Annotated in this window: 24 protein-coding genes; 4 read left to right on the top strand and 20 right to left on the bottom strand. The window is 39.3% G+C overall.

The window, feature by feature from the left end:
* Positions 1–720 precede the first annotated feature (720 nt).
* The 3 genes from RCJ93_RS12600 to RCJ93_RS12610 form a co-directional block, all read right to left on the bottom strand.
* Positions 721–1,533 (bottom strand): protein phosphatase 2C domain-containing protein, encoded by an 813-nt coding sequence (locus tag RCJ93_RS12600; RefSeq protein ID WP_446739185.1) that lies wholly within the window; start codon positions 1,531–1,533, stop codon positions 721–723.
* Positions 1,526–1,978, bottom strand: coding sequence for an HIT family protein (locus tag RCJ93_RS12605; RefSeq protein WP_446739186.1), 453 nt, complete (start codon positions 1,976–1,978; stop codon positions 1,526–1,528). The genes RCJ93_RS12600 and RCJ93_RS12605 overlap by 8 nt, the downstream gene beginning before the upstream one ends.
* Before the next feature lie 528 nt (positions 1,979–2,506).
* Positions 2,507–2,857, bottom strand: a complete 351-nt coding sequence (locus tag RCJ93_RS12610) for a MerR family transcriptional regulator (RefSeq protein WP_446739187.1) — start codon at positions 2,855–2,857, stop codon at positions 2,507–2,509.
* A gap of 74 nt (positions 2,858–2,931) precedes the next feature.
* Here RCJ93_RS12610 and RCJ93_RS12615 point away from each other — a divergent pair, with 74 nt between their 5' ends.
* Positions 2,932–3,633 carry a type 1 glutamine amidotransferase domain-containing protein gene (locus tag RCJ93_RS12615; RefSeq protein WP_446739188.1) on the top strand — a complete coding sequence of 234 codons (702 nt, stop codon included), beginning with the start codon at positions 2,932–2,934 and terminating at the stop codon, positions 3,631–3,633.
* A 255-nt stretch (positions 3,634–3,888) separates the two neighbouring features.
* Here the strand turns inward: RCJ93_RS12615 and rlmD are convergent, their stop codons facing one another.
* Positions 3,889–5,250, bottom strand: a complete 1,362-nt coding sequence (rlmD, locus tag RCJ93_RS12620; RefSeq protein ID WP_446739189.1) for a 23S rRNA (uracil(1939)-C(5))-methyltransferase RlmD — start codon at positions 5,248–5,250, stop codon at positions 3,889–3,891.
* 166 nt (positions 5,251–5,416) lie between these two features.
* Between rlmD and RCJ93_RS12625 the strand changes: the two genes are divergently transcribed.
* Positions 5,417–5,830, top strand: a complete 414-nt coding sequence (locus RCJ93_RS12625; RefSeq protein WP_446739190.1) for a VOC family protein — start codon at positions 5,417–5,419, stop codon at positions 5,828–5,830.
* Positions 5,831–5,877: 47 nt separating this feature from the next.
* Here the strand turns inward: RCJ93_RS12625 and RCJ93_RS12630 are convergent, their stop codons facing one another.
* The 11 genes from RCJ93_RS12630 to RCJ93_RS12680 form a co-directional block, all read right to left on the bottom strand.
* Positions 5,878–7,530, bottom strand: coding sequence for a MutS-related protein (locus RCJ93_RS12630; protein WP_446739191.1), 1,653 nt, complete (start codon positions 7,528–7,530; stop codon positions 5,878–5,880).
* Positions 7,531–7,670: 140 nt separating this feature from the next.
* Complete coding sequence (locus tag RCJ93_RS12635) at positions 7,671–7,868, bottom strand: hypothetical protein (RefSeq protein ID WP_446739192.1); 198 nt, start codon at positions 7,866–7,868, stop codon at positions 7,671–7,673.
* 21 nt (positions 7,869–7,889) lie between these two features.
* Positions 7,890–8,042 carry a hypothetical protein gene (locus RCJ93_RS12640; RefSeq protein WP_446739193.1) on the bottom strand — a complete coding sequence of 51 codons (153 nt, stop codon included), beginning with the start codon at positions 8,040–8,042 and terminating at the stop codon, positions 7,890–7,892.
* Positions 8,043–8,286: 244 nt separating this feature from the next.
* Complete coding sequence (locus RCJ93_RS12645) at positions 8,287–8,766, bottom strand: hypothetical protein (protein ID WP_446739194.1); 480 nt, start codon at positions 8,764–8,766, stop codon at positions 8,287–8,289.
* Between the two features lie 16 nt (positions 8,767–8,782).
* Positions 8,783–9,151 carry a hypothetical protein gene (locus tag RCJ93_RS12650; protein ID WP_446739195.1) on the bottom strand — a complete coding sequence of 123 codons (369 nt, stop codon included), beginning with the start codon at positions 9,149–9,151 and terminating at the stop codon, positions 8,783–8,785.
* A 26-nt stretch (positions 9,152–9,177) separates the two neighbouring features.
* The gene (locus tag RCJ93_RS12655; protein WP_249774882.1) at positions 9,178–9,519 is read right to left on the bottom strand and encodes a hypothetical protein; all 342 of its coding nucleotides are present in this window, start codon (positions 9,517–9,519) and stop codon (positions 9,178–9,180) included.
* Between the two features lie 150 nt (positions 9,520–9,669).
* Positions 9,670–9,789: a cytochrome bd oxidase small subunit CydS gene (gene cydS / locus RCJ93_RS12660; RefSeq protein WP_371859453.1), complete on the bottom strand. Its 120-nt coding sequence runs from the start codon at positions 9,787–9,789 to the stop codon at positions 9,670–9,672.
* Between the two features lie 14 nt (positions 9,790–9,803).
* Positions 9,804–10,829 (bottom strand): cytochrome d ubiquinol oxidase subunit II, encoded by a 1,026-nt coding sequence (locus RCJ93_RS12665; RefSeq protein WP_446739196.1) that lies wholly within the window; start codon positions 10,827–10,829, stop codon positions 9,804–9,806.
* Complete coding sequence (locus tag RCJ93_RS12670; protein WP_066790052.1) at positions 10,826–12,172, bottom strand: cytochrome ubiquinol oxidase subunit I; 1,347 nt, start codon at positions 12,170–12,172, stop codon at positions 10,826–10,828. The genes RCJ93_RS12665 and RCJ93_RS12670 overlap by 4 nt, the downstream gene beginning before the upstream one ends.
* Before the next feature lie 359 nt (positions 12,173–12,531).
* Positions 12,532–13,449 (bottom strand): diacylglycerol kinase, encoded by a 918-nt coding sequence (locus RCJ93_RS12675; protein ID WP_150285268.1) that lies wholly within the window; start codon positions 13,447–13,449, stop codon positions 12,532–12,534.
* Positions 13,450–13,597: 148 nt separating this feature from the next.
* A complete protein-coding gene (locus RCJ93_RS12680; protein WP_150285269.1) occupies positions 13,598–14,158 on the bottom strand; it encodes a thioredoxin family protein in 561 nt (186 codons plus the stop codon).
* A gap of 145 nt (positions 14,159–14,303) precedes the next feature.
* On the opposite strand from RCJ93_RS12680, the gene RCJ93_RS12685 reads away from it, so the two are divergent.
* Together RCJ93_RS12685 and RCJ93_RS12690 are read left to right on the top strand one after the other, a co-directional pair.
* Positions 14,304–15,440, top strand: a complete 1,137-nt coding sequence (locus RCJ93_RS12685) for an MFS transporter (protein WP_446739197.1) — start codon at positions 14,304–14,306, stop codon at positions 15,438–15,440.
* Positions 15,441–15,455: 15 nt separating this feature from the next.
* Positions 15,456–15,908, top strand: coding sequence for an ASCH domain-containing protein (locus RCJ93_RS12690; protein WP_446739198.1), 453 nt, complete (start codon positions 15,456–15,458; stop codon positions 15,906–15,908).
* A 50-nt stretch (positions 15,909–15,958) separates the two neighbouring features.
* Here the strand turns inward: RCJ93_RS12690 and gatB are convergent, their stop codons facing one another.
* The 5 genes from gatB to RCJ93_RS12715 form a co-directional block, all read right to left on the bottom strand.
* Entirely contained in the window at positions 15,959–17,386 is a 1,428-nt protein-coding gene (gatB, locus tag RCJ93_RS12695) for an Asp-tRNA(Asn)/Glu-tRNA(Gln) amidotransferase subunit GatB (RefSeq protein ID WP_150285271.1), read from the bottom strand.
* 1 nt (position 17,387) lies between these two features.
* Positions 17,388–18,848, bottom strand: a complete 1,461-nt coding sequence (gene gatA, locus RCJ93_RS12700; protein WP_147197663.1) for an Asp-tRNA(Asn)/Glu-tRNA(Gln) amidotransferase subunit GatA — start codon at positions 18,846–18,848, stop codon at positions 17,388–17,390.
* 12 nt (positions 18,849–18,860) lie between these two features.
* Positions 18,861–19,154, bottom strand: a complete 294-nt coding sequence (gatC, locus tag RCJ93_RS12705) for an Asp-tRNA(Asn)/Glu-tRNA(Gln) amidotransferase subunit GatC (RefSeq protein ID WP_446739199.1) — start codon at positions 19,152–19,154, stop codon at positions 18,861–18,863.
* A gap of 409 nt (positions 19,155–19,563) precedes the next feature.
* Entirely contained in the window at positions 19,564–19,794 is a 231-nt protein-coding gene (locus RCJ93_RS12710) for a transposase (RefSeq protein ID WP_446739200.1), read from the bottom strand.
* Between the two features lie 613 nt (positions 19,795–20,407).
* A complete protein-coding gene (locus tag RCJ93_RS12715; protein WP_446739201.1) occupies positions 20,408–21,553 on the bottom strand; it encodes a CamS family sex pheromone protein in 1,146 nt (381 codons plus the stop codon).
* Between the last annotated feature and the right edge of the window lie 9 nt (positions 21,554–21,562).

A 21,562-nucleotide genomic window follows, 5' to 3' on the forward strand; every position in this document is an offset into this window, starting at 1 on the left:
TATATCTTTACAATCTCACCTGAATTTTAACATAAACATCCTTATTTCTTTAAAGGTGTTGTTCAATTATAAGGCTCTTTAATGAAAAGAAGCGCTTATCCTTTTTCAAGGATAGCGCCCGATTGTTTAATAGAGTATCCAAAGCAATACCCACTACTTTTGAGCAGAATTCCTTTTTTTAATTACTAAATCCGAGACTACAAATGATATTGAGGGGACTAATGGCAACCAAATTATCCAATGTCTGAAACCCAAATAAAGCAAAGGGGCTCACAACGAATGCCCTAAACTAGAAGGCTTTAAGTGATTTCCTGACTGTATCAAGTATTCTTTTAATTTTTCTGTATTAAATCCGTTCATATCAATATCACCAAAAAATCGCAATAAAAGATTGTATTGAAAACAATATGTTTTTAATGTAAGTGTTGAATATCCCTCGATTTTTTTAACTTGTTGGTATTTTTTCCACGCTTCGGATAATAACATTTATCTTTCACTCTCCTACTAAGGTTTATCTAGTATTCTATATTCTAATATGTTCAGAGAGAGGCTTTTTCATACAGAAGTTATTCAATAATCTAAGACATTGATAAATTCCTAACTATTAGTATCCAGTTAAAAATACAAGAGAGGCACTTACCTTGTTTCCAGGAAAGCGCCCGATTGTTGAAGATCTTAAGTATTTAACTTCACATTTAGCATACCAATCAGTAGTTAATCTTATTGATTACTTGGTATAGTAACTTCCTTTATAATATTTACTTTCCAGGAAATTATGGTAGTGCTATCTCGTACATTGTTTTCTCGGATGTTTTGAAACATTGTTTTAATGCTTTCCTCATCCTTAGAATTAACGAATGAATTATAAATGTTTTTTGGTTTTGAATATGGTTCATTAGGACATTCAATTAGACCATCTGTGGTTAGAAAAAGGCGATTTTCTCCTTGTCTTAATTCTTTTATACCCACACTGTAACAAGGTACTTCTTGCTCAAAAGTATTGACTTGTCCAATCCATTCATAGAATTGTCTTTGATTTATTTGGTATTGACCTAACGCAGATAATTCTGGGTGAAATAAAAAAAGAACGCAGTCCCCAACAGAAAACCACCAAATATATTTATCTTTTCTGGCAACAATTAAACAAGCAGTTTCTCCTTTTATATTTCTACAAGTAGATAAGAATTCCCTAGATTGAAACATACTTAATATCTTTTCTTCTAGCATCTTAAAAGTGTTTTGAGTTGTCTCCATTGATAATAAATGCTTTATTTGAGCCTTTTCATTTTCAAACAATCCTAATACTCTTTCGGCACTCTCAGCTGTGTTATGTGCATCTAAAGCAATAACGAACTCCCAATCTTCTTTTTCGTTAAACCATACAAGACATCCATCTTCATTCTTATATTGCCCTGCATTCGAATTTCCACCATATCGTCCCACAATTATATGATTTAAATACTGGATTTTTACTTTATCCACGAAGTTTTCTTGACTTCCAACCCAACTAAAATCTTTGAAATTATTATTCATATTGATTATTCTCTAAATATGTTTTAAGACGATTACAAAGTTCAATAACCTCATTATTTTCACCCATAGGTGCATCTTCCCAATCGTAAACCTCCATTGGTCCCCAATGTTCTTTTGGTGTATTAGGATAACGAGCAACTAGGTGCATATGAAGGTGCGGAATAGAATTCCCCGAAACAAGAGAGTAGATATGCTCAGCGTTTTCTGAATCTTTTAGTGCTTTACTAACTCTAGCCATAATAACACCGAATGCTTTTGCTTCTTCTACTGTCATTTCAGCAAGTGTCGGTATGTGTCTTTTTAGGTCAATCATAATATGACCTAAATAATTGGATTTACCATTTCTATCAATCTGTCCCACATACACATATTCATCTTCATAAATCATAACTCCAGAAGTTTCAATATTTCCAGCGTGTTTATTACAAATAAAACAGTCATTCATTTGAATTATCCCCCTTTTAAGTATTTATAGAATTATAATATAAACATTATAGTATTTGTATAATTTCCTAAATATTACTATTCAACTTAGAAGTCTTCTTCAACAATATGGCCCTATTGTTGAAGAAGTCTAATATGATTATTAAACTAAGTTACTTCGTTAGTTCAATAAAAAAGAACGAATTCCTTTTACAGAATTCGTTCTTTATTTAATAACTTATACTTTTTCAAATCACGCAAACACTTCACATTACTTCTTGTCTGTAGCAACCTGGAGTATTAATAATTCTAACTATAATTTTGCTCTTAAAAGTGTAGAAAAACAACAATTTGCAAAGCTATCATCTAGAGAGGTTCATCCCAAACATTTATAATCTTTACTAACCCTTTCAAAACACATTTTCCCAGTGAAGTAGTATTAAACTAACTCTAAAACCGCCACACATTCAACATGTAGTGCGTGCGGACTGTAGACAATAAAATAAAGAGACATGGTAGAAACACGCAGCTTAATCGTTATAGATTATTTTTATTCTGTATCTGGTAATTTAATGATTTTCTGATCAATTTCACTTATAAATGAATTTAAAACACCAATTTGCTCTTCTAGTTTTTTCTTATGCTGGATTAGTATAGCTTGCGTATTAATCTCTTCTTGTTCTAATCTCAACGTTGAAATATTTACTTTTATACCCTCAATTGACATCCCTAGACTTCGAAAACACTTAATTAGTTTTAAAAGTTCAATATCTTGTTCGTCAAATATTCGATGCCCTTGTTCATTTCTTTTAATTGGTGGAATTAAATCTATCTTTTCGTAGTATCGAATTGAACTTGCAGGAATTTCAATTAAGAGGCTCGCTTGTTGAATTGTATACACGAAGTGTCCTCCTTGACTTAAAGTATGGTTTAACCTTTAAGCTTGATAGTATCAAACATAAAGGAGCTTGTATAATGAAAAAGATCTTATTAGTCGTAACGAATATATCTAAGTATCCCAATTTAGAACGTGCAACAGGTTTATGGTTAGGGGAAGCTGTTCACTTTGCAGATGAAATTGAAAAAGAAGGATATCAAATTGATTACGTGAGCCCTAAAGGTGGTTATACGCCACTTGACCCACACAGTTTACAAGCTGATCAAATGACCGAATTAGATTGGAAATATTACGCAAATCCTGATTTCTTAAATAAACTAAGCACTACTTTATCGGCTGACTCTATTAACCCGAATGATTATGATGCTATCTATTATGCAGGTGGTCATGGAGTTATGTGGGATTTCGCAGAAGATGAAAGCCTACAAAACATTGCAAGTACTATTTACGCTAACGGTGGCGTTGTTTCTGCTGTTTGTCACGGAGTTGTTGGATTATTAAACATTAAAAATGGTGACGGAGAATATTTAATTAAAAATACTAAAGTGACTGGTTTTACTAACACAGAAGAAATTGCTGTGGGGCTAGATAAAGCAGTTCCATTTTTAACTGAAGATGAACTTATTCGTAAAGGGGCTAATTATGTAAAAGGCGCTGATTGGTCAGTTTTCACTGTAACTGATAATCGTATCGTCACAGGACAAAACCCCGCATCAGGTGGCGCAGTTGCCAAAGAAGTAATTAAAGTATTAAAATCACTTGAATTTTCACCTATGTAGATGTCAGTTTAATTTCTATGCATAACGTATTTTTAGCGAAAGATCTAAACTATTAAACAATAATAACGGGTTATTTATCCAAAAATATCAGATTCCTGCACACGAACTGACGCACCTGTATGTAATCCTAAAAAGTTATTAACTGAACTGACACCCAAAATTTTGGCTCAGTTCATTCATAAGATAATAATAAAAGCAGACGGCCAATTAGAGGTGCATAATGCACTTCTAAAACGTCTGCTTTTTATTTTATTATTATACTAACTCCATCCAAGCGACCGCTTCGCAATGTCCCGTATGAGGGAACATATCCACAGGCTGCACTTCTTTTGTTTTGTAGCCGCCGTCTTCTAGAATTCTTAAATCCCTTGCCAATGTAGATGGATTGCATGAGACATAGACCACGCGTTTTGGACGTTGCTCTAAAATGGTTTTAAGCAATGCTTCATCGCAGCCTTTTCTTGGTGGGTCTACCATTAGAACGTCGGCCGTTTTGCCTTCTTTGTACCAGCGAGGAATGACTTCTTCGGCTGGGCCAGCTTCAAAGTAAGTGTTGGCCAAGCCGTTTAGTTTAGCATTTCGTTTGGCGTCTTCAATCGCTTGCGGTACAATTTCAACCCCCATCACAAATTTAGCTTTTTTAGCCATAAATAAGGATATCGTTCCAATACCACAGTATGCGTCTATGACTGTTTCTTCGCCTGTTAGGTTTGCATAATCTAAGGCTTGCTTGTACAGCACTTCAGTTTGGATTGGGTTCACTTGGTAGAAGGAACGTGCTGAGATTTCAAAGCGTACGTCACCGATATGGTCCTCAATCGTGTCTTGCCCCCATAGGTTGATGGTTTCGTTGCCAAAGATGACATTAGTGTTTTCCCCATTGATGTTTTGCATAATCGATTTAACATTCGGAATAAGCTTACGGATAAGTGCCACTGCTTCTTCTGCCTGCGGGAATTTACGTTTCTTTGTGACAAGGACAACCATGACTTCCTCTGTCGCGCGCGCTTTTCGAACTACCACGTGTCGCAGCATGCCTTGTTCCGTTTCTTCGTTATAAGGTTTGATGCCGAGCTTCCAAAGCTGCGGTTTTAACCCTTCTAATATGGCGTCCGCTTCCGGTGTTTGAATCAAGCAGCGTTCTGTGTCGACGATGGAATGGGATTTTGTTTTATAAAATCCAGCGATCGGTGCTTCCCCATTTACGCCAAATGGAATCTGCGCTTTGTTTCGATAATTCCATGGGTTTTCCATACCTTTTACCGGAAGGACAGGTACATCAATTTTGCCGATGCGTTCCATCACATCGCGCACCATTTTTTCCTTCCATTTCAGTTGCCCCGCATAGGATAGGTGTTGTAACTGGCATCCGCCACATTGATCATACACTGGGCATGTTGCATCGACCCGGTCAGGTGAAGGAATTTCTATATTTATAATTTTGGCAAAGCCATAGTTTTTCAATGTTTTTAAAACATGGATTTCTACTCGCTCATCGGGCAACGCGCCTTGAACAAAGAGCGGATAACCGTTTATCTTTGCGACGCCTGCTCCATCATGTGTTAAATCCTCTATATCAACCGTTAAACGATCATTTTTTTTAACTGGTGCTGTCATTCTGCATCCTCCGTTTCAGTTCCTCTATTGTATCACGGGAGCGAAAAAGAAAAAATCCAAGAGCTTAGAAAAAGAATCCCTACAACCTCCTGAAGATAAAAGGAATTAGCTGGGTATCGATAGAACAATATATAACATAAAATTGGCCGAAAAAGGAGAAAATATGATGGCGGAAAAATTACAAAGAGTTGGCACTATTTATATACCAGTTTCAGATGTTGGACTCTCAAGTGAATGGTATGTAAATAAACTTGGTGCGATATTAAATTATAAAGACGAGGAAAAGGCGATTCTTGACTTAGCTAATCAAAGTGTTTTCCTCGTTCGATCTTCAGCAGACGAAAGACTCAACTTTCATGATTCACATGGCAATGAATGCCTTTCTCTGACATTTGAAGTCAACGGGATGCATGCATTAGAAACCATTCATCGTAAATTTATTGAAAAAGAAGTACATGTAGGAGAGGTTGAAAACAGAGGACATGCCGGAAGAAATTTTGTGTTTTATGATTTGGATGGCAATAAATTTGATATTTGGAGTGAACTAAGTCCGGTTTTCAAAGAAAAATATGATATATAACTCGAGTGGCAAAAGCCACTCGAATGTTACCTCTTTTTCTTGAATCGTTATCTCGTGGTTTCTGCAGGAAAACGCCATTCTCCCTTCTCATCAAACTCCTCTGCTAATGAGTTTGCCAAAGCTGTAACAGAAGAAGGATAGTCCATAACCTCTAGCAGCTTAATCGCATTTTTCGTGGTGGATGGACCCTTATGAATTTGATAGTCGAAATAGACACCATCATCTTGGACTGTTTCTCGGAAATGATAGTTATCGAATCCAGCGATGGTTGTCAATTCGATATCATGTGATGCGATCATAATCATGCCCGGATGCTTTGTCAGCCAGTCCATCATAGAGGCAGATGCGGCAATTCGTTCCACTGTATTCGTCCCACGAAGAATTTCATCGATAAATACTAAGCAAGGAACACCTGATTCGATTTTTTTGATGATACGTTTTAACGATTTGATTTCCGCTTTGAAATAACTGTCCCCGTCGATGACATTATCCTGAATAGCCATGGAGGAAAGGACATAGCTAGGCTTCATGCTCCAAGATTTAGCATGGACGGTATGAATGGTTTGAGCCAATATAGAGTTGATTGCGACAGCCTTCATAAAGGTGGATTTTCCTGAAGCATTGGAACCTGTAATCAATGTCTGTTTGTGTACCTCTGATGAATTTTTTACAGGGTTTTTAATGAGCGGATGATACAAATCAGTAAACGTTACTTCTTCTTTCTCAGTAAAATCAGGTGTACAGTAGCCCTCTGTAGAATGTCGATAGAATGCTACAGCAATGCCTGCATCTATCTCCCCTATTGTTTTCCAAAGCATTTCGTATTCTTCCTTATATTTTGAGATCATGCGAATCATAAAATAATACGAAATATAATCCAGCAAAAAAATGATTCGTATGTATTCAAACAGACCATCTAGTTCGCCTTTACCCTTGCCGATTGAAATAACCTTCTCGAAATGTAATAGATTGCGAATGGGCTTAATGCATTTACGAATACCTGTAGCGTAGGGCTGAAACGCGACATTTTTTACCTTGGCAAGACGCTTGCCTGCACGGATAATTCCCGCAATATAAGATGTTTCGTATAAGCTACTGTCTAGATGTAGCTTTTTATTATAGTAAATCAGGATATTCAAGACCATGGATAGAACAAGAGCCCCTATGCCCACCTTTAGGTTAAAAAAAGCTGTAATAATGCTTGCTACTGGTAAAAAGCCACAGAGGATATAAAACCAAATATGAGTAATGTTCCCGTAGTTTTTATAAAAAAAAGAGGATGAATTAGAGTAATTTTCTTTCCCTAGCTTTTTAAGAATATAAATCAGCTTGTTCCGAAGCTCATGGTCTTGTCCCATTAACTCATATAAGGGTTCATTGGCATCTTGATTTTCAAGTTGGACGGTGTGCAACTGATTATATAAATATTCAGAGCCAATCGAGGTCTGCGTATAATTAATTTTTTGAAAAACCTCATTCATGGAAAGATCATTCCAGGTAATCGAGTCGATATGATGAACGTTTGGCTGTTTGGGGGTTGACTCCCAGTATGACTTCACAGATTCCAAAGGCTCTGTGGGTGGTATAAATCGTTTCTCTTCCCATTCAACTTCCACTCTCTTTTTCGTTTCCACCGATCTGGTGTATTTAAAGTAAGGCAGCAATAGGATACATACGGCTATTCCAAGGATATAGAACATACTTGTCCCTCATTTTCAGATAATCAGTTATTAACCTTATGTTAGGTTATTTTCCTTTTTATTTCAATTAATCCCCTGAAAGGGAGAGCCTCTATAAAAAAAGACCTTAATCTTTAAAGATTAGGTCTAGCAGATATAAGTTACTCCTCTTTATCTTGATTCATTGCTCTAATTAGCTCATCGAGTTTTTCATTTCTCTCTTTGTCCAATTTTATTTTGGCATTCATAAACTTAATGACTTTCACTACAATATAAACTCCGACTATAATTAGCACTAAATATATAATTACAGGTCCTAAAAGAAGCCAATCCACCCAACTTGAAGATGAAACTTCCATCATAATCCCTCCTTCTTAATTTTATTCACTAAGTCCTTCAAATCTCTTAAAAGCCCATTCCTTTATAGGCGCATATTCCATTTTCAAAGGATAAGGCAGCTCTATATATTGCTCATTCACATGTTCTATATAATCAACAAAGTCTGAAAACACTTCCGTACATGCAGTGCTCAATATATCCTTCTCATCCTCAGTATAGGGGCCGTCAAAATATACTTTCCAAGAGAGTATTCCTTTATCATACCTACAAATAATACCTCGTACATTATGTGGAATAGCCTCGCATAATGCTCTATGTGTCGATAAAATCAAATTATTTCATTTGGTGAATAATCCATTATTTGATTTTTACTTTCCGCATCATAATCATCATTGTTCAATAAAGTTCTTCTAAATAAATTAAGTAGTTTACTCTTTTTCAAATACTTTCTTCTCTCTTTTCTAATAGCTTTTTCTGAATTAGATAGATAGTACTCGATTCACTTTTATATTGTCCCACATTAAATTCATTCAGATTTATTACCTCTTTTAAATATGTTGGAATCGTGCAGTTTCTGTTTACGTTATCTATTTTAAAGGGGAAATTGTTTTCATTAGGGTTTGAGGTATGTAGGTAAATAGCATCTAAGCTTGCATCTTCTTCCACTATTTCAATCCATAGTTGATAAGGCATTTCAAGTTCTTGAAGTGTTTCTTGAAAGTCCTTATATAGCGCTATATTTGCTTTCATATGTTCTTTTCTTATCTTCAAACTATTATTTCCATACCCATAAAAGTTGAGGTGCGTATGCCATAAGTCGAACCAACTATCCTTCTCAATCTTCAAATCATAATTATTAACTTTTGTCTCTCTCCATAAATTACGAAAGTAACGTCTCTTCCCTCGGAATTTTTTCAAATGAAATTTCCTCCTGCTATGTAAAGTCTTCTCTTATCATTACAGAAAAGTATGGTTTAATGGCAATATCAATAATCATACAGAAACGATCGCTATCCTCATGTAAAAACAATCTAAAGGCTGCTTCATGTTTTGTATCCTTCAGAATCTCAATTTTACTTAGCCTTTTGTAAGAAGACTCAAATATTGTGGCGCCTATTGATACATTCTTAACTTTCATAGAAAACTCATCAACACTTGGAAAAAGAGTTACCTTATACTGTAATTCATGAATAGTAAACTCGTAAAAGCTTTCTCTATAATGATAAGGTAGATGATTGTTAGTTGTTTTTGCATCAACACAAAATAAAGAAATGAAATCTAATTCATCCGGATATATTTCCATCATTTCCCCCTCAAAGTAGTGAGATCTTAAAAATCTCCTATATCCTTTTTTAACTCTTTGATTCTTTTTCTTACTTTTTCTCTTGTTTGAAAATCCTGTGGCTTCAATAAAGAGCTGTCTGGTAAAGTCGACACTTCCCCATTAAAATCTATTTCTTTATCTAACTTTTCAAGGTTAATAGTATCTATACTTTGATCATTAATATCTCCATAAGCAGCTATAACTCTAATATCTTTATCGTCATCCAGAATAAAGCTTAACTTAGAATTGTACGTTCCCCAACTAATTTTTTCTTCTAGATAATCATTTACTATACTTAACACATCATCGGCGCTAAGCTTAAAGTATGCTTGTGATTTTTTCTTCATATTCACCTTACCTTATCCTTATACCTAAGCTAACTTTATTTAAAAGTATCTTTTTGTCTACTTTACCATAAACCTCTTATTGATTTATCGAACATCCAAATAAATAAAAAAACCCAAGGGTCATATAAACCCTTGGATAATGTATAGCTATTAAGACTGGCTCTCCTCTTCCTCCCTGACAGCTCCATCCTTAGAAGCAACGAAAAAGCCGATTAGTATGGACAGGATGACGACGATAAATGGTGCATAAAATATTAGAAAATGTTCCATCGGGCTTTCCTCCTCTACGCATGATGGTTTCCTTTGCCGCGAACATAGTCCTTATCAAATAAAAATAATTTGAGGACAAGATAGAGTGAAGGGACAAGCAGCAATAGCCCCAGTACAAAGGCGATGACTAAGGAAATGGCCATGGCTTCGTTTGTGAATGAGTCATAGATTGTCAAATGAGGATACAGCAAATATGGATAATGTGATATGCCGTAGCCAAAGAATGCTAAAGCGAATTGACCGACCAATAGCCATAGCGCTAATCCATAGTTGCGCTTCATCCAGATACATCCGACAGTCACGATAAACATAAGAGCCGATATAGCAAATAAATACCACATATCTACCATCCGCGCATAATGAGCTTCATTGTGCTTGCGCAACTCTACCATGATACCAACTACAGTGATGGCTAGTGGAATGGACCAGATGAGCGCGTATTTACGCAATAGCCTTGTCGCATCTGCATCTCCTGCCGCATTCGCATACCATGTAAGGAAGACGGCCGATATATAGAGAACCGCGGCAATGGCGAGCAATACGATGCTCCATGTTAATGGGCTGGTGAATAATGCTTGGTAATCGAGCACAGGGTTATTGCCATGCATTCGGATAAAGCCGCCCTCTGAAATGGTCAGGACCACCGAGAGAGATGCAGGAAGCAATAGCCCTGATGCACCGTACATAAAGGAATAGCCAACATGTCCTCTCGAACCATAGGATTCAAACGCGTAATAGCTCCCTCGAATTGCTAACAGAGCAAGCGCGATACTCGCAGGCACAAGCAGTGTAGTGCCGTAGTAAAAGGCCGTTTTCGGGAAAAATCCTACGATGCCGACGAAGAAAAAGACTAAAAACACATTAGTGATCTCCCACACAGGCGACAGATAGCGTTGAATAATATTGGTCAGAATATGCTTTTTCCCTGTAATGACGCTATAGGCATTGAAAAAGCCTGCTCCAAAATCAATAGAGCCAATCATCACATAGCCAAACAAAAACAACCATAGGACAGAGATGCCGAGGATTTCTAAACTCATGATAAATCACCGCCTTTTTCCGCTTTCCGATCGGCAATCTCCCGCTCAATCGGATTCCGTTTGAACATTCGGCGAAGAACAACTACGCTGCCGACGCCAAGAATGAGATAGATAATGCAGAACAGCAATAGCATAAGATCCACATGATTGCTTGATGTCGCAGCCTCGGCGACTTTCATATAATTCACTAAAATCCACGGTTGGCGCCCTACCTCTGCCATCCACCAGCCTGCTTCGATTGCAATGACTGCCAGTGGTCCTCCTAATACCATAATCCATCTAAACCACTTCGAATGAATCCAACGCCAGCTCCTCAGCTTACCAATGATATAAATCGCTGAAACAGCCACCATGAAGAAGCCAATTGACACCATCAAGTCAAAAAGGAAGTGTATATACAGTGGCGGAATTTCATCTTCAGGGAATTGATCAAGCCCTGTTACCTCAGCATTCGGGTTGTAATGCGCCAGGATACTTAAACCATAAGGAATCCGAATAGCATACTTTACATCCTCCCCGTCACGCAGACCAAACACCAAGAGTGATGCGCCTTTTTCTGTTTTGAAATGCCACTCTGCCGCAGCAAGTTTTTCCGGTTGATATTCAACGAGATACTTCGCAGAGAAGTCACCGAGCATGGCCGTTGCAATAGAGAAAACGAGACCAAGCTTCATAAATAGATATAAGGACTTTTTATAATAGATATGATTAGACCCTTTTAACAAACGGAAAGCAGCAATGGAAGCTAGGATAAAGGCAGAAGTCATATAAGCTGTCACCAGTACATGCCCTACCTTTGTCGGCATGGCTGGGTTAAACATAGCAACAAGCGGCTGGATATTCACAAGCTCTCCATCTACCAGTTCAAATCCTTGAGGGGCATTCATAAATGCGTTAACAATGGTGATAAATACGGCTGAGGCACTAGCGCCTAAGGCAACCGGCACTAGCAGTAGAAAGTGTTTCTTTTGGTTTTCAAAGCGATCCCATGTGTATAAATAAATGCCCAGGAAAATCGCTTCAAAGAAAAATGCAAATGTCTCCATAAAGAGCGGCAAAGCAATGACATTCCCTGCAAGCTGCATAAAGTTCGGCCATAACAGCGACAGCTGAAGTCCAATGGCGGTTCCTGTCACGACACCGACTGCTACTGTAATGACGAAACCGCGCGCTACCCTTCTCGCAAGCAATATGTAGTGCTCATCATTTTTCTGAATGCCAATCCATTGAGCAATCATGATAAGAAGCGGCACGCCAACGCCAATCGTGGCATAAATAATATGAAAAGTTAAAGTAAATTCTGTCAGCAACCTGCTGTAAAAGACGGCATGTTCATTTACCATCTATTTCCCTCCCTAATGACCAAAAATTCTGCCCAGAATCGAGAGCAGCATAATACCCGCCACGATGAAACTTGCAATGATTAACTTTCGCTCCTGCTGTTTATACATGCTCTTTCCTCCCTTCTAGGACGTATACCCTCTTACCAATAATTTTTTAACTATTCTAACTAAATACTTTTTAAATCTCCCCAATTAGGTATGATACTCGCATTATGCGTCTTTTATTCATGTTTCAAACGAGAATTTGAAGTGAGGTGAACTTTTGATGCTGGAGAATGTATGAAGTAGCCTTACATTAGTCGACTAAGTTGAAAAACATAAAAAAAGACTAGAAAGCATCTTTGCTCTCTAGTCCTTTATTAATCTTGTGGTCGGTCGATTTCTTTCATTTTTTCGATTGGGACTAATAATTCTATGTGGCGTTTTAAGTTGGTGAACTCAGCCGGCACGTCCCCGCCATACTCTCCGTCCAAGTTTAGCTGCACTTTTTCGTCTGAAGTGATTTTCAAGTGGCTTGCCTTTGTGTAGATAATATGAGGATCTCGCAAATGTTCGCCTCTACTTGCAAGTGTAACAAGCTTGACGAAATCAGCTATATTGCACTTTTTAAGAATGAACACAGAGAACAGCCCATCATTTAGGCTTGCATCAGGCGCAAGTTTTTCAAAGCCGCCGACGGAATTAGTCAAGGCAATTAACACCATCATTACTTCGTCATCAAATACTTCTCCATCATATTCAATCCGCATTTTTGTAGCTTTGATGGATGGCAGCATCTCGATGCCTTTTAGATAGTAAGCTAGCTGTCCTAAAACTGTCTTTAATTTACTTGGTACTTCATATGTCAGCTCAGTAATTCTGCCAAGGCCTGCAATATTGATAAAGTGACGATCATTGGCACATCCAACATCTACTGGGATGCTGTTGCCTTCAATAATAATATCAAGTGCTTTATCAATGTCGCGCGGGATTTGGACTGCTCGCGCAAAGTCATTGGTCGTGCCCATTGGGATTAGCCCAATTAATGGTTTGTTTTCAAAACCACTTACACCTGCAACCACTTCATTTAACGTGCCATCGCCTCCCACAGCGATGATGACATCAAAGCCTCTTTCTACTGCAGCTTTGGCCGCGTTCGTAGCGTCACCCTCACATGTAGTCGCGTGACAAGATGTCTCATAGCCTGCCACTTCCAGTCTAGCTAATACGTCAGGCAAGTGCTTTTTAAAAGCTTCACGGCCTGATGTGGGGTTATAAATGATACGTGCTCGCTTCATCATTCTACCTTCCTACTTTACAAAATTTCTCTATAAAGAGAACGAATCCTTCATGCTTAAGTTCCAGCAAAGGGGCCATGAAGCCCCCATTTACTGGATAGCCAACCTCTATTTTATAACGAATAGGCACCTTCTGCAAATAGCCCCATTACGATAGGGCTAAGATGAGCGCGCGGCTTAGGCTTTCATAAACATAACTCCAGAACTTCTCATTTGTAGCATATTCCCTTGTAATATGTGCAAATAGCTCTTCTTGTTTTTCCTCAAAAGCAGGATCCTCAGCATCTGGCAATTCACTTTTACCCTTGGTCATATACTCCTGAATCTGTGGCGCACGCGGTCCCCATTTACCAATAACATCTCCTTGTTCGTTTAGGAAAATATAGATAGGAATCGCGCGTCCGCCATTCGTTAGATACTGGTCAATCAACTCTTCATTTTCATCACGGAGTACTGTGCGCACTTCGATGTCGCCCTCTTCAGCAATGCGTCTTAATATGGCGTTGTTCATCATCGCATCTCCGCACCAGTCTTCTGTAATCGCTAAAATATGGGGTTTCTTTTCTTTGAGCAGTGAGATAAATGGACCGTCCTCAGGCAGCTCGAATTCATTGTACACATGCATGCTCGCTTCCTGATGGGTATCCATTTGATCCATATAGTCTTTGATCGGTGTTCCTTCTGCAAAATACTGTTCTTCTGTTTTCATGAAAATCCCCTCCTTCTCTTTAGTGTAATCACTTTACCTCTTTTTCGCAAAAAGACACTCTCCATTCATTGAAATTCCTGCTATAATGGGATTTCTACCTCGCTGTAGTATGTTACAGGAGGTTAGTATAGAAGGAGGTTATTTTTTGAGTGTTCAACGTCTTTTAAAGGCGCACAATTTTTTATTTTTCGGTATGCTTGCATTGTTTATTCCATTCTTGCCTGTCTTCTTAGATGGACAAGGGCTCGAAACAAATGAAGTTGGATTGATTATCGGTGCTGGCGGAATTGTGACGATTATTGCACAGCCACTATGGGGCATGATTAGCGACCGCAGGAAAACGCTGCGGAAAGTGTTGCTGCTTCTAATCTTTATGGCAGCGATTAGCGGATTTCTTTTATTTCATATGAATAGCTTTGTAGGTTTGATCATAGCGGCAATGGTTGTTTATTTCTTCTTAATGCCAATCGATCCCTTAACTGAAAGTTTGTCATTCACCATGACTGAAACCATCGGCACCAACTATGGTTCTGTACGTACATATGGGGCTCTCGGCTATGCGGTCCTATCACTGGTTGTCGGCTATGTGATGAAATGGTTCGGCATGAGCAGCGTGTCTATTCTTTTCGTTGTGATTGGGTTTATTAGCTTTGCTGTTATGTGGAAAATGCCTGATGTCCCGACTAGCTCTGCCCCTGTGACAATCGATGGGCTGAAAAAAGTATTAAAAAATAGAGAAATGCAGCTGTTTTTACTGTTAGTCTTCCTCAGCTCTATTCCGGCTCGGATGAATGATACGTTTTTAGGCATACATATTCGCTCACTTGGCGGCGACCCTTCACTTGTCGGCATAGCCTTTTTTATCTCTGCTGGTAGTGAAATCGTGATCTTTGCCCTCAGTGTTTGGTGGCTACGACAAGGAAAAGAACTGCTAATCATGACGATCGCTATATTCTTTTATGCGCTTCGCTTTTTCTTATCAGGTATTGTGGAGAGCGCATTATTGCTAGCGATCATTCAGCTCTTCCAAGCGCTTACATTCCCAATATACTATACGGCTGCCATCCAGAATTTATACAGAATCGTTCCACGGGAATGGCGTGCCACAGGCCAAACTGTATTAGCGCTATTGTTCTTTGGTCTTTCCGGCATCGTATCATCCTCTGTTGGCGGTTTTATTTACCATGAATGGGGTGGGCATCTCTTTTATTATCTCCTTGGTTCCATTTCGTTTCTTGCAGGATTATTTGGCGTTTACTTGTTAATAAGAAAAAGAAAGTAAAGGTTGGGGTTAAATATGAATGAAACATCACAACTATACTGGAATACGTTTTGGGATAAGCAAAAGAAAGAAAAGCCATCGAAGGTCAGTGCCTGGCAATTCGGCGGTAATCCAGATTACTTGGCGCAATTGGTCATCGATGGGGTGAAGACAGCTACTTGTTCTGGTCATATTTTGTATGAAATAGAACAGGAGCCACTTCCTGCTGTTAATGACTACAGCATTATTTTAAATAGCAAAAACGAGCCCTTGGCTATTATCAAAACAGTGGATGTCAAGATTATGCCGATGAATGAGGTGCCAGAAGAATTTGCTATTGCTGAAGGTGAAGGCGACCGGACATATCGCTATTGGAAAGAGGTTCATGTAGAATTCTTTACAGAAGCGTTAAGTAAAGTTGGCTTAGAGTTTTCAGAAGATATGCTGCTCGTATGTGAACGTTTTGAATTAGTGGATGAAAAAAAATAAATAAAAAAACGCTTGGAGATCATTTCATCTCCAAGCGTTTTTTATTAGAATTAGCGTTTTTGAATTTCTTCAAGTAGCATTTTATTCACCATTTGAGGGTTAGCTTGTCCACGTGAAGCTTTCATGATTTGACCTACTAAGAAGCCAATTGCACGGTCTTTACCGTTTTTGAAGTCTTCAATAGATTGTGCGTTTTGATCAAGCACCTCAGTGACCATTTTAAGCAATGCGCCTTCGTCTGAAATTTGGACAAGTCCTTTTTCTTTGACGATTTTCTCTGCTTCGCCACCGTTTTCAACCAGCTCTTTAAATACTTTTTTCGCGATTTTTGAAGAGATCGTGCCAGCTGTGATCAGTTTGATCATGCCGCCAAGTCCTTCCGGTGTAAGAGCTGTATCAGAAAGCTCTTTTTGCTCTGCATTTAAGTATGCTGATACTTCACCCATTAACCAGTTAGATGAAAGTTTTGCATCCGCTCCTGTTGCAACAGTTGCTTCAAAGAAATCAGCAGTTTCTTTTGATAGCGTCAATACATGCGCATCATACGCAGGCACGCCGTATTCAGAAACATAGCGCTCTTTACGTGCATCCGGCAATTCAGGGATAGCAGCTTTTTCACGTTCTAGCCATTCATCATCAATGACAATATCCACTAAATCAGGTTCAGGGAAGTAACGGTAATCATCTGTTCCTTCTTTGACACGCATAAGGATTGTTTTGCCTGTTTTCTCATCGAATCGGCGAGTCTCTTGCTTGATTTCACCGCCTGCGTTTAATACAGCTGCTTGGCGTTGTTCCTCATACTCAAGGCCTTTTTTCACAAAGCTGAATGAGTTTAAGTTTTTCAATTCTGTTTTAACGCCAAACTCATCTTGGCCATATGGACGGATAGAGATGTTGGCGTCACAGCGCAATGAGCCTTCTTCCATACGCACGTCTGAAACGCCTGTATATTGGATGATTGCTTTTAATTTTTCTAGATATGCATATGCTTCTTCCGGTGTGCGGATATCTGGTTCAGATACAATTTCAACCAATGGTGTTCCTTGGCGGTTGTAGTCTACAAGTGAAGCATTTTTGCCATGCGTTAATTTACCAGCATCTTCTTCCATGTGAAGACGTGTGATACCGATACGTTTTTTCTCGCCGCCTACTTCGATTTCAATCCAGCCATTTTCGCCGATTGGCACATCAAATTGTGAAATTTGGTACGCTTTCGGATTATCCGGATAGAAATAGTTTTTGCGGTCGAATTTAGTGTGTTGGTTGATATCCATGTTTAACGCCAATGATGCGCGCATAGCATAGTTAACTACCTCTTTGTTCACAACTGGAAGCACGCCAGGATACCCAAGGTCGATCACAGATGTATTGGTATTTGGTTCTGAACCAAATTGGTTTGGTGATGGTGAGAAGATTTTTGAATTCGTCTTTAACTCCACATGCACTTCTAAACCAATGACTGTTTCGTAATTCATGTTATTTTACCTCCCAAGTTTGAGGTGTTTTTTCGTGGTAATCTGTTGCTTTTTCAAAAGCATCAGCCACGCGGTATACAGTACCTTCTTCAAAGTATTTACCGATGATTTGAAGACCAAGAGGAAGACCATTATCAAATCCACATGGAATTGAGATGGCTGGTACGCCAGCTAAGTTGATTGGCACTGTCAAAATGTCATTTGCATAGACAGTCATCGGATCATCCAAGTTTTCTCCTAGTTTGAATGCTGCAGTTGGAGAAGTTGGACCAACGATCACATCGTACTCTTCAAATACTTTATCGAAGTCTTGTTTGATTAATGTGCGGACTTGTTGCGCTTTTTTGTAATACGCATCATATGTACCCGCTGATAGTGAGTATGTGCCAAGCATGATACGGCGTTTAACTTCATCGCCAAAGCCTTCTGCACGAGTTTTTGTATACAGATCATCCAAGTTGTCTGCTTCTGCTCTAAAGCCGTAACGAATACCGTCAAAGCGAGAAAGGTTAGATGATGCTTCAGATGAAGACAGAATATAGTAAGCTGCTAGAGCATATTTTGAGTGAGGAAGGGATACTTCATCAACAGTTGCACCTAGTTCTTTTAATTTTTCAATTGCTTCTAGTACAGATTTGCGTGCTGCTTCGCCTACCCCTTCGCCGAGGTATTCTTTTGGCACTGCGATTTTAAGGCCTTTAATATCGCCAGTTAATTGATCTACATAGTGAGGCACTTCTACATTAGCAGATGTAGAGTCATGCGCATCCACTCCTGCAATAGCTTCTAATAGTAGCGCATTGTCGCGTACATTACGTGTAATCGGTCCAATTTGGTCAAGAGATGAAGCGAATGCTACAAGACCAAAACGAGAAACACGGCCGTATGTTGGTTTCATACCAACCACACCGCAGTAAGCCGCTGGTTGGCGGATAGAGCCGCCTGTATCAGAGCCCAATGAGAATGGTACTTCGCCTGCTGCGACAGCTGCTGCTGAACCACCTGAAGAACCACCTGGTACATGTTCAAAATTCCATGGATTATGCACAGGTTTGATCGATGAGTTTTCGTTGGCAGAACCCATTGCAAATTCGTCCATGTTGATTTTGCCGACGTTCACCATGCCTGCTTCTTTCAATTTATTGACAACGGTTGCATTGTAGATTGGATTAAAGCCTTCTAGAATTTTAGAAGCGCATGTTGTTTCCAAACCTTCTGTTACAATATTGTCTTTCACGCCGATTGGCATACCAAATAGCGGTCCGCGTTCTTCAAATGGAACTTTATCCATTTCTTCCGCTTCTTTTAGTGCTTGTTCTTTATTTAATGCTAAAAATGCGCCTACTTCACCGTCTAATGCATCAATGCGGTCATAAGCTTCTTTTGTTAAGTCAGCAATGGTGATTTCTTTGCTATGTAATAGCTCTTGCAATTCTTTCGCTGATTTTTTGAATAGAGACACGGGATTCCCTCCTTAATCTTTAATAATTGGTGGTACCTTAACTAGTCCATCTTGTTGTTCTTTCACGTTTTTCATCATCACATCGCGGTCTAAACCTTTAACTGCTACGTCCTCACGGAATACGTTAACAAGCGGCAATACATGCGTTGTTGGTTGAACATTTGTTGTATCGAGTTCATTTAGTTGCACAGCAAAATCAGTAATCGCGCCCAATTGCTCCGCGAACATTTCTGCCTCTTCTTCTGTAATCGCAAGTCTCGCAAGTTTCGCGACATGCTTTACTTCTTCCTTTGAAAGTTTCGCCATTTTTTACACCTCCGAATTCAATAACCATACCGATAATAATATCATTATACCAAAGGAATGTGCAACACACTTCCCTTCGCTAAAGCACTGTCTGAACGCTTGCTGGCAAAGGTTTTTCAGTTTGTTGTATCGCAAACAGAATGTAAAAGCTTCCTGCCAGATTTTTTAAGCGCATGAAGAATGTAGCTTACCCATCAAGCAAGTATACAAAAAGGGTTGGAAGTCGACATGATTTCCAGCCCTTTTGGGTTTTCAGCTTCTAAATCCGTATAGGCGAAACCGATCGTTGATTTCCGTTCCTGGCGGACGCTTTCCGGGGGCTTGCCCTCAGCCTCCTCGTCGCGTTGCTCCTGCGGGGTCTTCGCGCTGCGCTGATTCCCCAGGAGTCGCCACCACGCACTCCAATCAACTAGGTGTCCCAATGGATACTCGATTTGGACAGGTGGCTCCATGTCCACCTGGCAGGTTTTTTTACATTTTGTTGGGCAGCTAAAGACAGCATCATCTGCATGGACAATTTTTTAAGACCTTTCAGGGTTGTCCATCGCATTCCGTGCCTCTCTTCCACATCCGCAAAGCTACATTCAACCGTTTCTCTCCATTCCTCACAGATTTCTTTGATCTCATATTGGTGTCTCAAGTCTTCTCCAACGTCCAGGTAATCCCGTCAAATATGCCGCTGGATCATCTTTTGCTTGTTTTTACTTTGCGTACATTGATCAATTATCGAGCACGCAGCCCTTTTCATCGATGGCAGTGTAGGAGAAATAGGCAAACTGTTTTGTCGCTCGTCCTATAAATAATAGCGTCTCCGGATCTATTTCTTTGAGCACACGTTAGAAAATCTTTTCTACAGAGTATAAGTTCTCAACCAACTGATAAATGAATGAAAAATCAAGCGCCGCATCTAGCTTACGAACAGAAGTGTTCTTGCGGATTCAATTGCTCAATGGTCAAAATCGCCATCTGTTTTACGTTCGTTGACTAGATAGACACTTGTTGATTGGAGAGGAGAGCGGCGACTCCTGGGGGATTAGCACGAGCTGAAGCCCCTGGACGGAGCAAAGCGAAGGAAGCGGCTGAAGCCGTGCCTCCCGGAAAGCGTCCGCTCGAGCGGAAATCAACAGTTTTCCTGTTGGTTCCGTTTTAAAAGAAAAAAGACTGCACGCAAACTCCAAATCCTTAGAGTTTGTCTACAGTCTGAAGAGCTTAAAGGATAAACCCCCTTTAAGCTCTTCTTTCTAATGCATCTATTAATCATTGTAAATATGAATATACGGTTCGTCCGCATTGGCTTCTTTCACGACAAGCGCTTCTGGACCATTGACGGATGTTACGTTCACTTCAATTTCTAGACCTTTAGGGAATTGGTCCATGACTTCTCCCGCCATATATTGAGTAAACCCGATGATTTCGGAAGTCCCGTAAAACTTAATAGGAATCTGGATTTCTAGCTTTTTGATTTTGTTATTTTGATAGAAACCAGTGCCTACGATATTAGTGTAGTTTGAGAAATACTTATCAATATCCTGCTTAAAGTAATTGAAGTTTTCATTGATATCCCGATACTTGTTTGTTGAATCACTTGTTGGGAATAGCACATATTTTTCATTTACTTTTTTCCAGCTTTTAATTGAGGCGCTACCTTTATCTACATCTGTATAGGCAAAGTATGTGCCTGGCGTAATAGCTGATTTGCTTTGTTGTTTAAATAACCCGACTGTAATCGGCACTTCAGACAAGCCGTCGATTTGACGCAGTCGTTTGACTACTTGCGAAGCCATCCTTTTTCCCTGAGATTCAATCATGGACACTGGAATTTCTTCGTCATATGTAGCGCCATATTCTTCTTTTTGATAATAATAGGTTGAATTGAGCGCAAGGCCGATGGAAATGCCTGCAAGCTTCACTTTGTTTTTCCCCGTTTTTTGCAGATAATTCTGCTCTACAATATGGGCCAAATAGATTGGCGCTTTTTTGGCACGCTCATCTGGCGTCATATTTTTTGTTTCTTTCGGGTTTAACCCCTCAGGGTCTTGGTTACCCCGTGCCAACCACGAAGTAACCGTATCCTTATCTAGGTATTGTCCTTCTTGGAAAAAGTACTTATCCGGATCAAATGCCTGTTGCGATAAACGTAAAAGCCCGCTTTCTGCTTCCTTCACGTCGTACTTTGTATTGATATTGGAAACAATCAAACCTCTACTTGCGCTTTCTTTATACGGTAAAAGTGTACGGTAGTATTGGTCATCGATTTGCATACTTGGAATGATAGTCGTTTCTTCTTTATCTTTTGTGGTGGTTTGAACAACGGATGAATCTTTCGATAAAGAAGGCAAACTACAGCCCGCAAGCATTGCTGTAACAAGCATTGCGGGTATAAAGCGAAGTCGGTTCATTGCCTGTGA

The organism is Rummeliibacillus sp. BSL5 (genome assembly GCF_052928305.1).

Bases quoted from the DNA above. Each gene is read 5' to 3' on its own strand.
- cydS (WP_371859453.1), bottom strand. From the start codon at position 9,789: ATGGAACATTTTCTAATATTTTATGCACCATTTATCGTCGTCATCCTG.
- RCJ93_RS12665 (WP_446739196.1), bottom strand. From the start codon at position 10,829: ATGAGTTTAGAAATCCTCGGCATCTCTGTCCTATGGTTGTTTTTGTTT.
- RCJ93_RS12605 (WP_446739186.1), bottom strand. From the start codon at position 1,978: ATGAATGACTGTTTTATTTGTAATAAACACGCTGGAAATATTGAAACT.
- gatB (WP_150285271.1), bottom strand. From the start codon at position 17,386: ATGAATTACGAAACAGTCATTGGTTTAGAAGTGCATGTGGAGTTAAAG.
- RCJ93_RS12625 (WP_446739190.1), top strand. From the start codon at position 5,417: ATGGCGGAAAAATTACAAAGAGTTGGCACTATTTATATACCAGTTTCA.
- RCJ93_RS12655 (WP_249774882.1), bottom strand. From the start codon at position 9,519: ATGAAGAAAAAATCACAAGCATACTTTAAGCTTAGCGCCGATGATGTG.
- RCJ93_RS12670 (WP_066790052.1), bottom strand. From the start codon at position 12,172: ATGGTAAATGAACATGCCGTCTTTTACAGCAGGTTGCTGACAGAATTT.
- RCJ93_RS12650 (WP_446739195.1), bottom strand. From the start codon at position 9,151: ATGGAAATATATCCGGATGAATTAGATTTCATTTCTTTATTTTGTGTT.
- RCJ93_RS12635 (WP_446739192.1), bottom strand. From the start codon at position 7,868: ATGGAAGTTTCATCTTCAAGTTGGGTGGATTGGCTTCTTTTAGGACCT.
- RCJ93_RS12715 (WP_446739201.1), bottom strand. From the start codon at position 21,553: ATGAACCGACTTCGCTTTATACCCGCAATGCTTGTTACAGCAATGCTT.
- RCJ93_RS12680 (WP_150285269.1), bottom strand. From the start codon at position 14,158: ATGAAAACAGAAGAACAGTATTTTGCAGAAGGAACACCGATCAAAGAC.
- RCJ93_RS12675 (WP_150285268.1), bottom strand. From the start codon at position 13,449: ATGAAGCGAGCACGTATCATTTATAACCCCACATCAGGCCGTGAAGCT.
- RCJ93_RS12630 (WP_446739191.1), bottom strand. From the start codon at position 7,530: ATGTTCTATATCCTTGGAATAGCCGTATGTATCCTATTGCTGCCTTAC.
- gatC (WP_446739199.1), bottom strand. From the start codon at position 19,154: ATGGCGAAACTTTCAAAGGAAGAAGTAAAGCATGTCGCGAAACTTGCG.
- RCJ93_RS12690 (WP_446739198.1), top strand. From the start codon at position 15,456: ATGAATGAAACATCACAACTATACTGGAATACGTTTTGGGATAAGCAA.
- RCJ93_RS12615 (WP_446739188.1), top strand. From the start codon at position 2,932: ATGAAAAAGATCTTATTAGTCGTAACGAATATATCTAAGTATCCCAAT.
- RCJ93_RS12600 (WP_446739185.1), bottom strand. From the start codon at position 1,533: ATGAATAATAATTTCAAAGATTTTAGTTGGGTTGGAAGTCAAGAAAAC.
- rlmD (WP_446739189.1), bottom strand. From the start codon at position 5,250: ATGACAGCACCAGTTAAAAAAAATGATCGTTTAACGGTTGATATAGAG.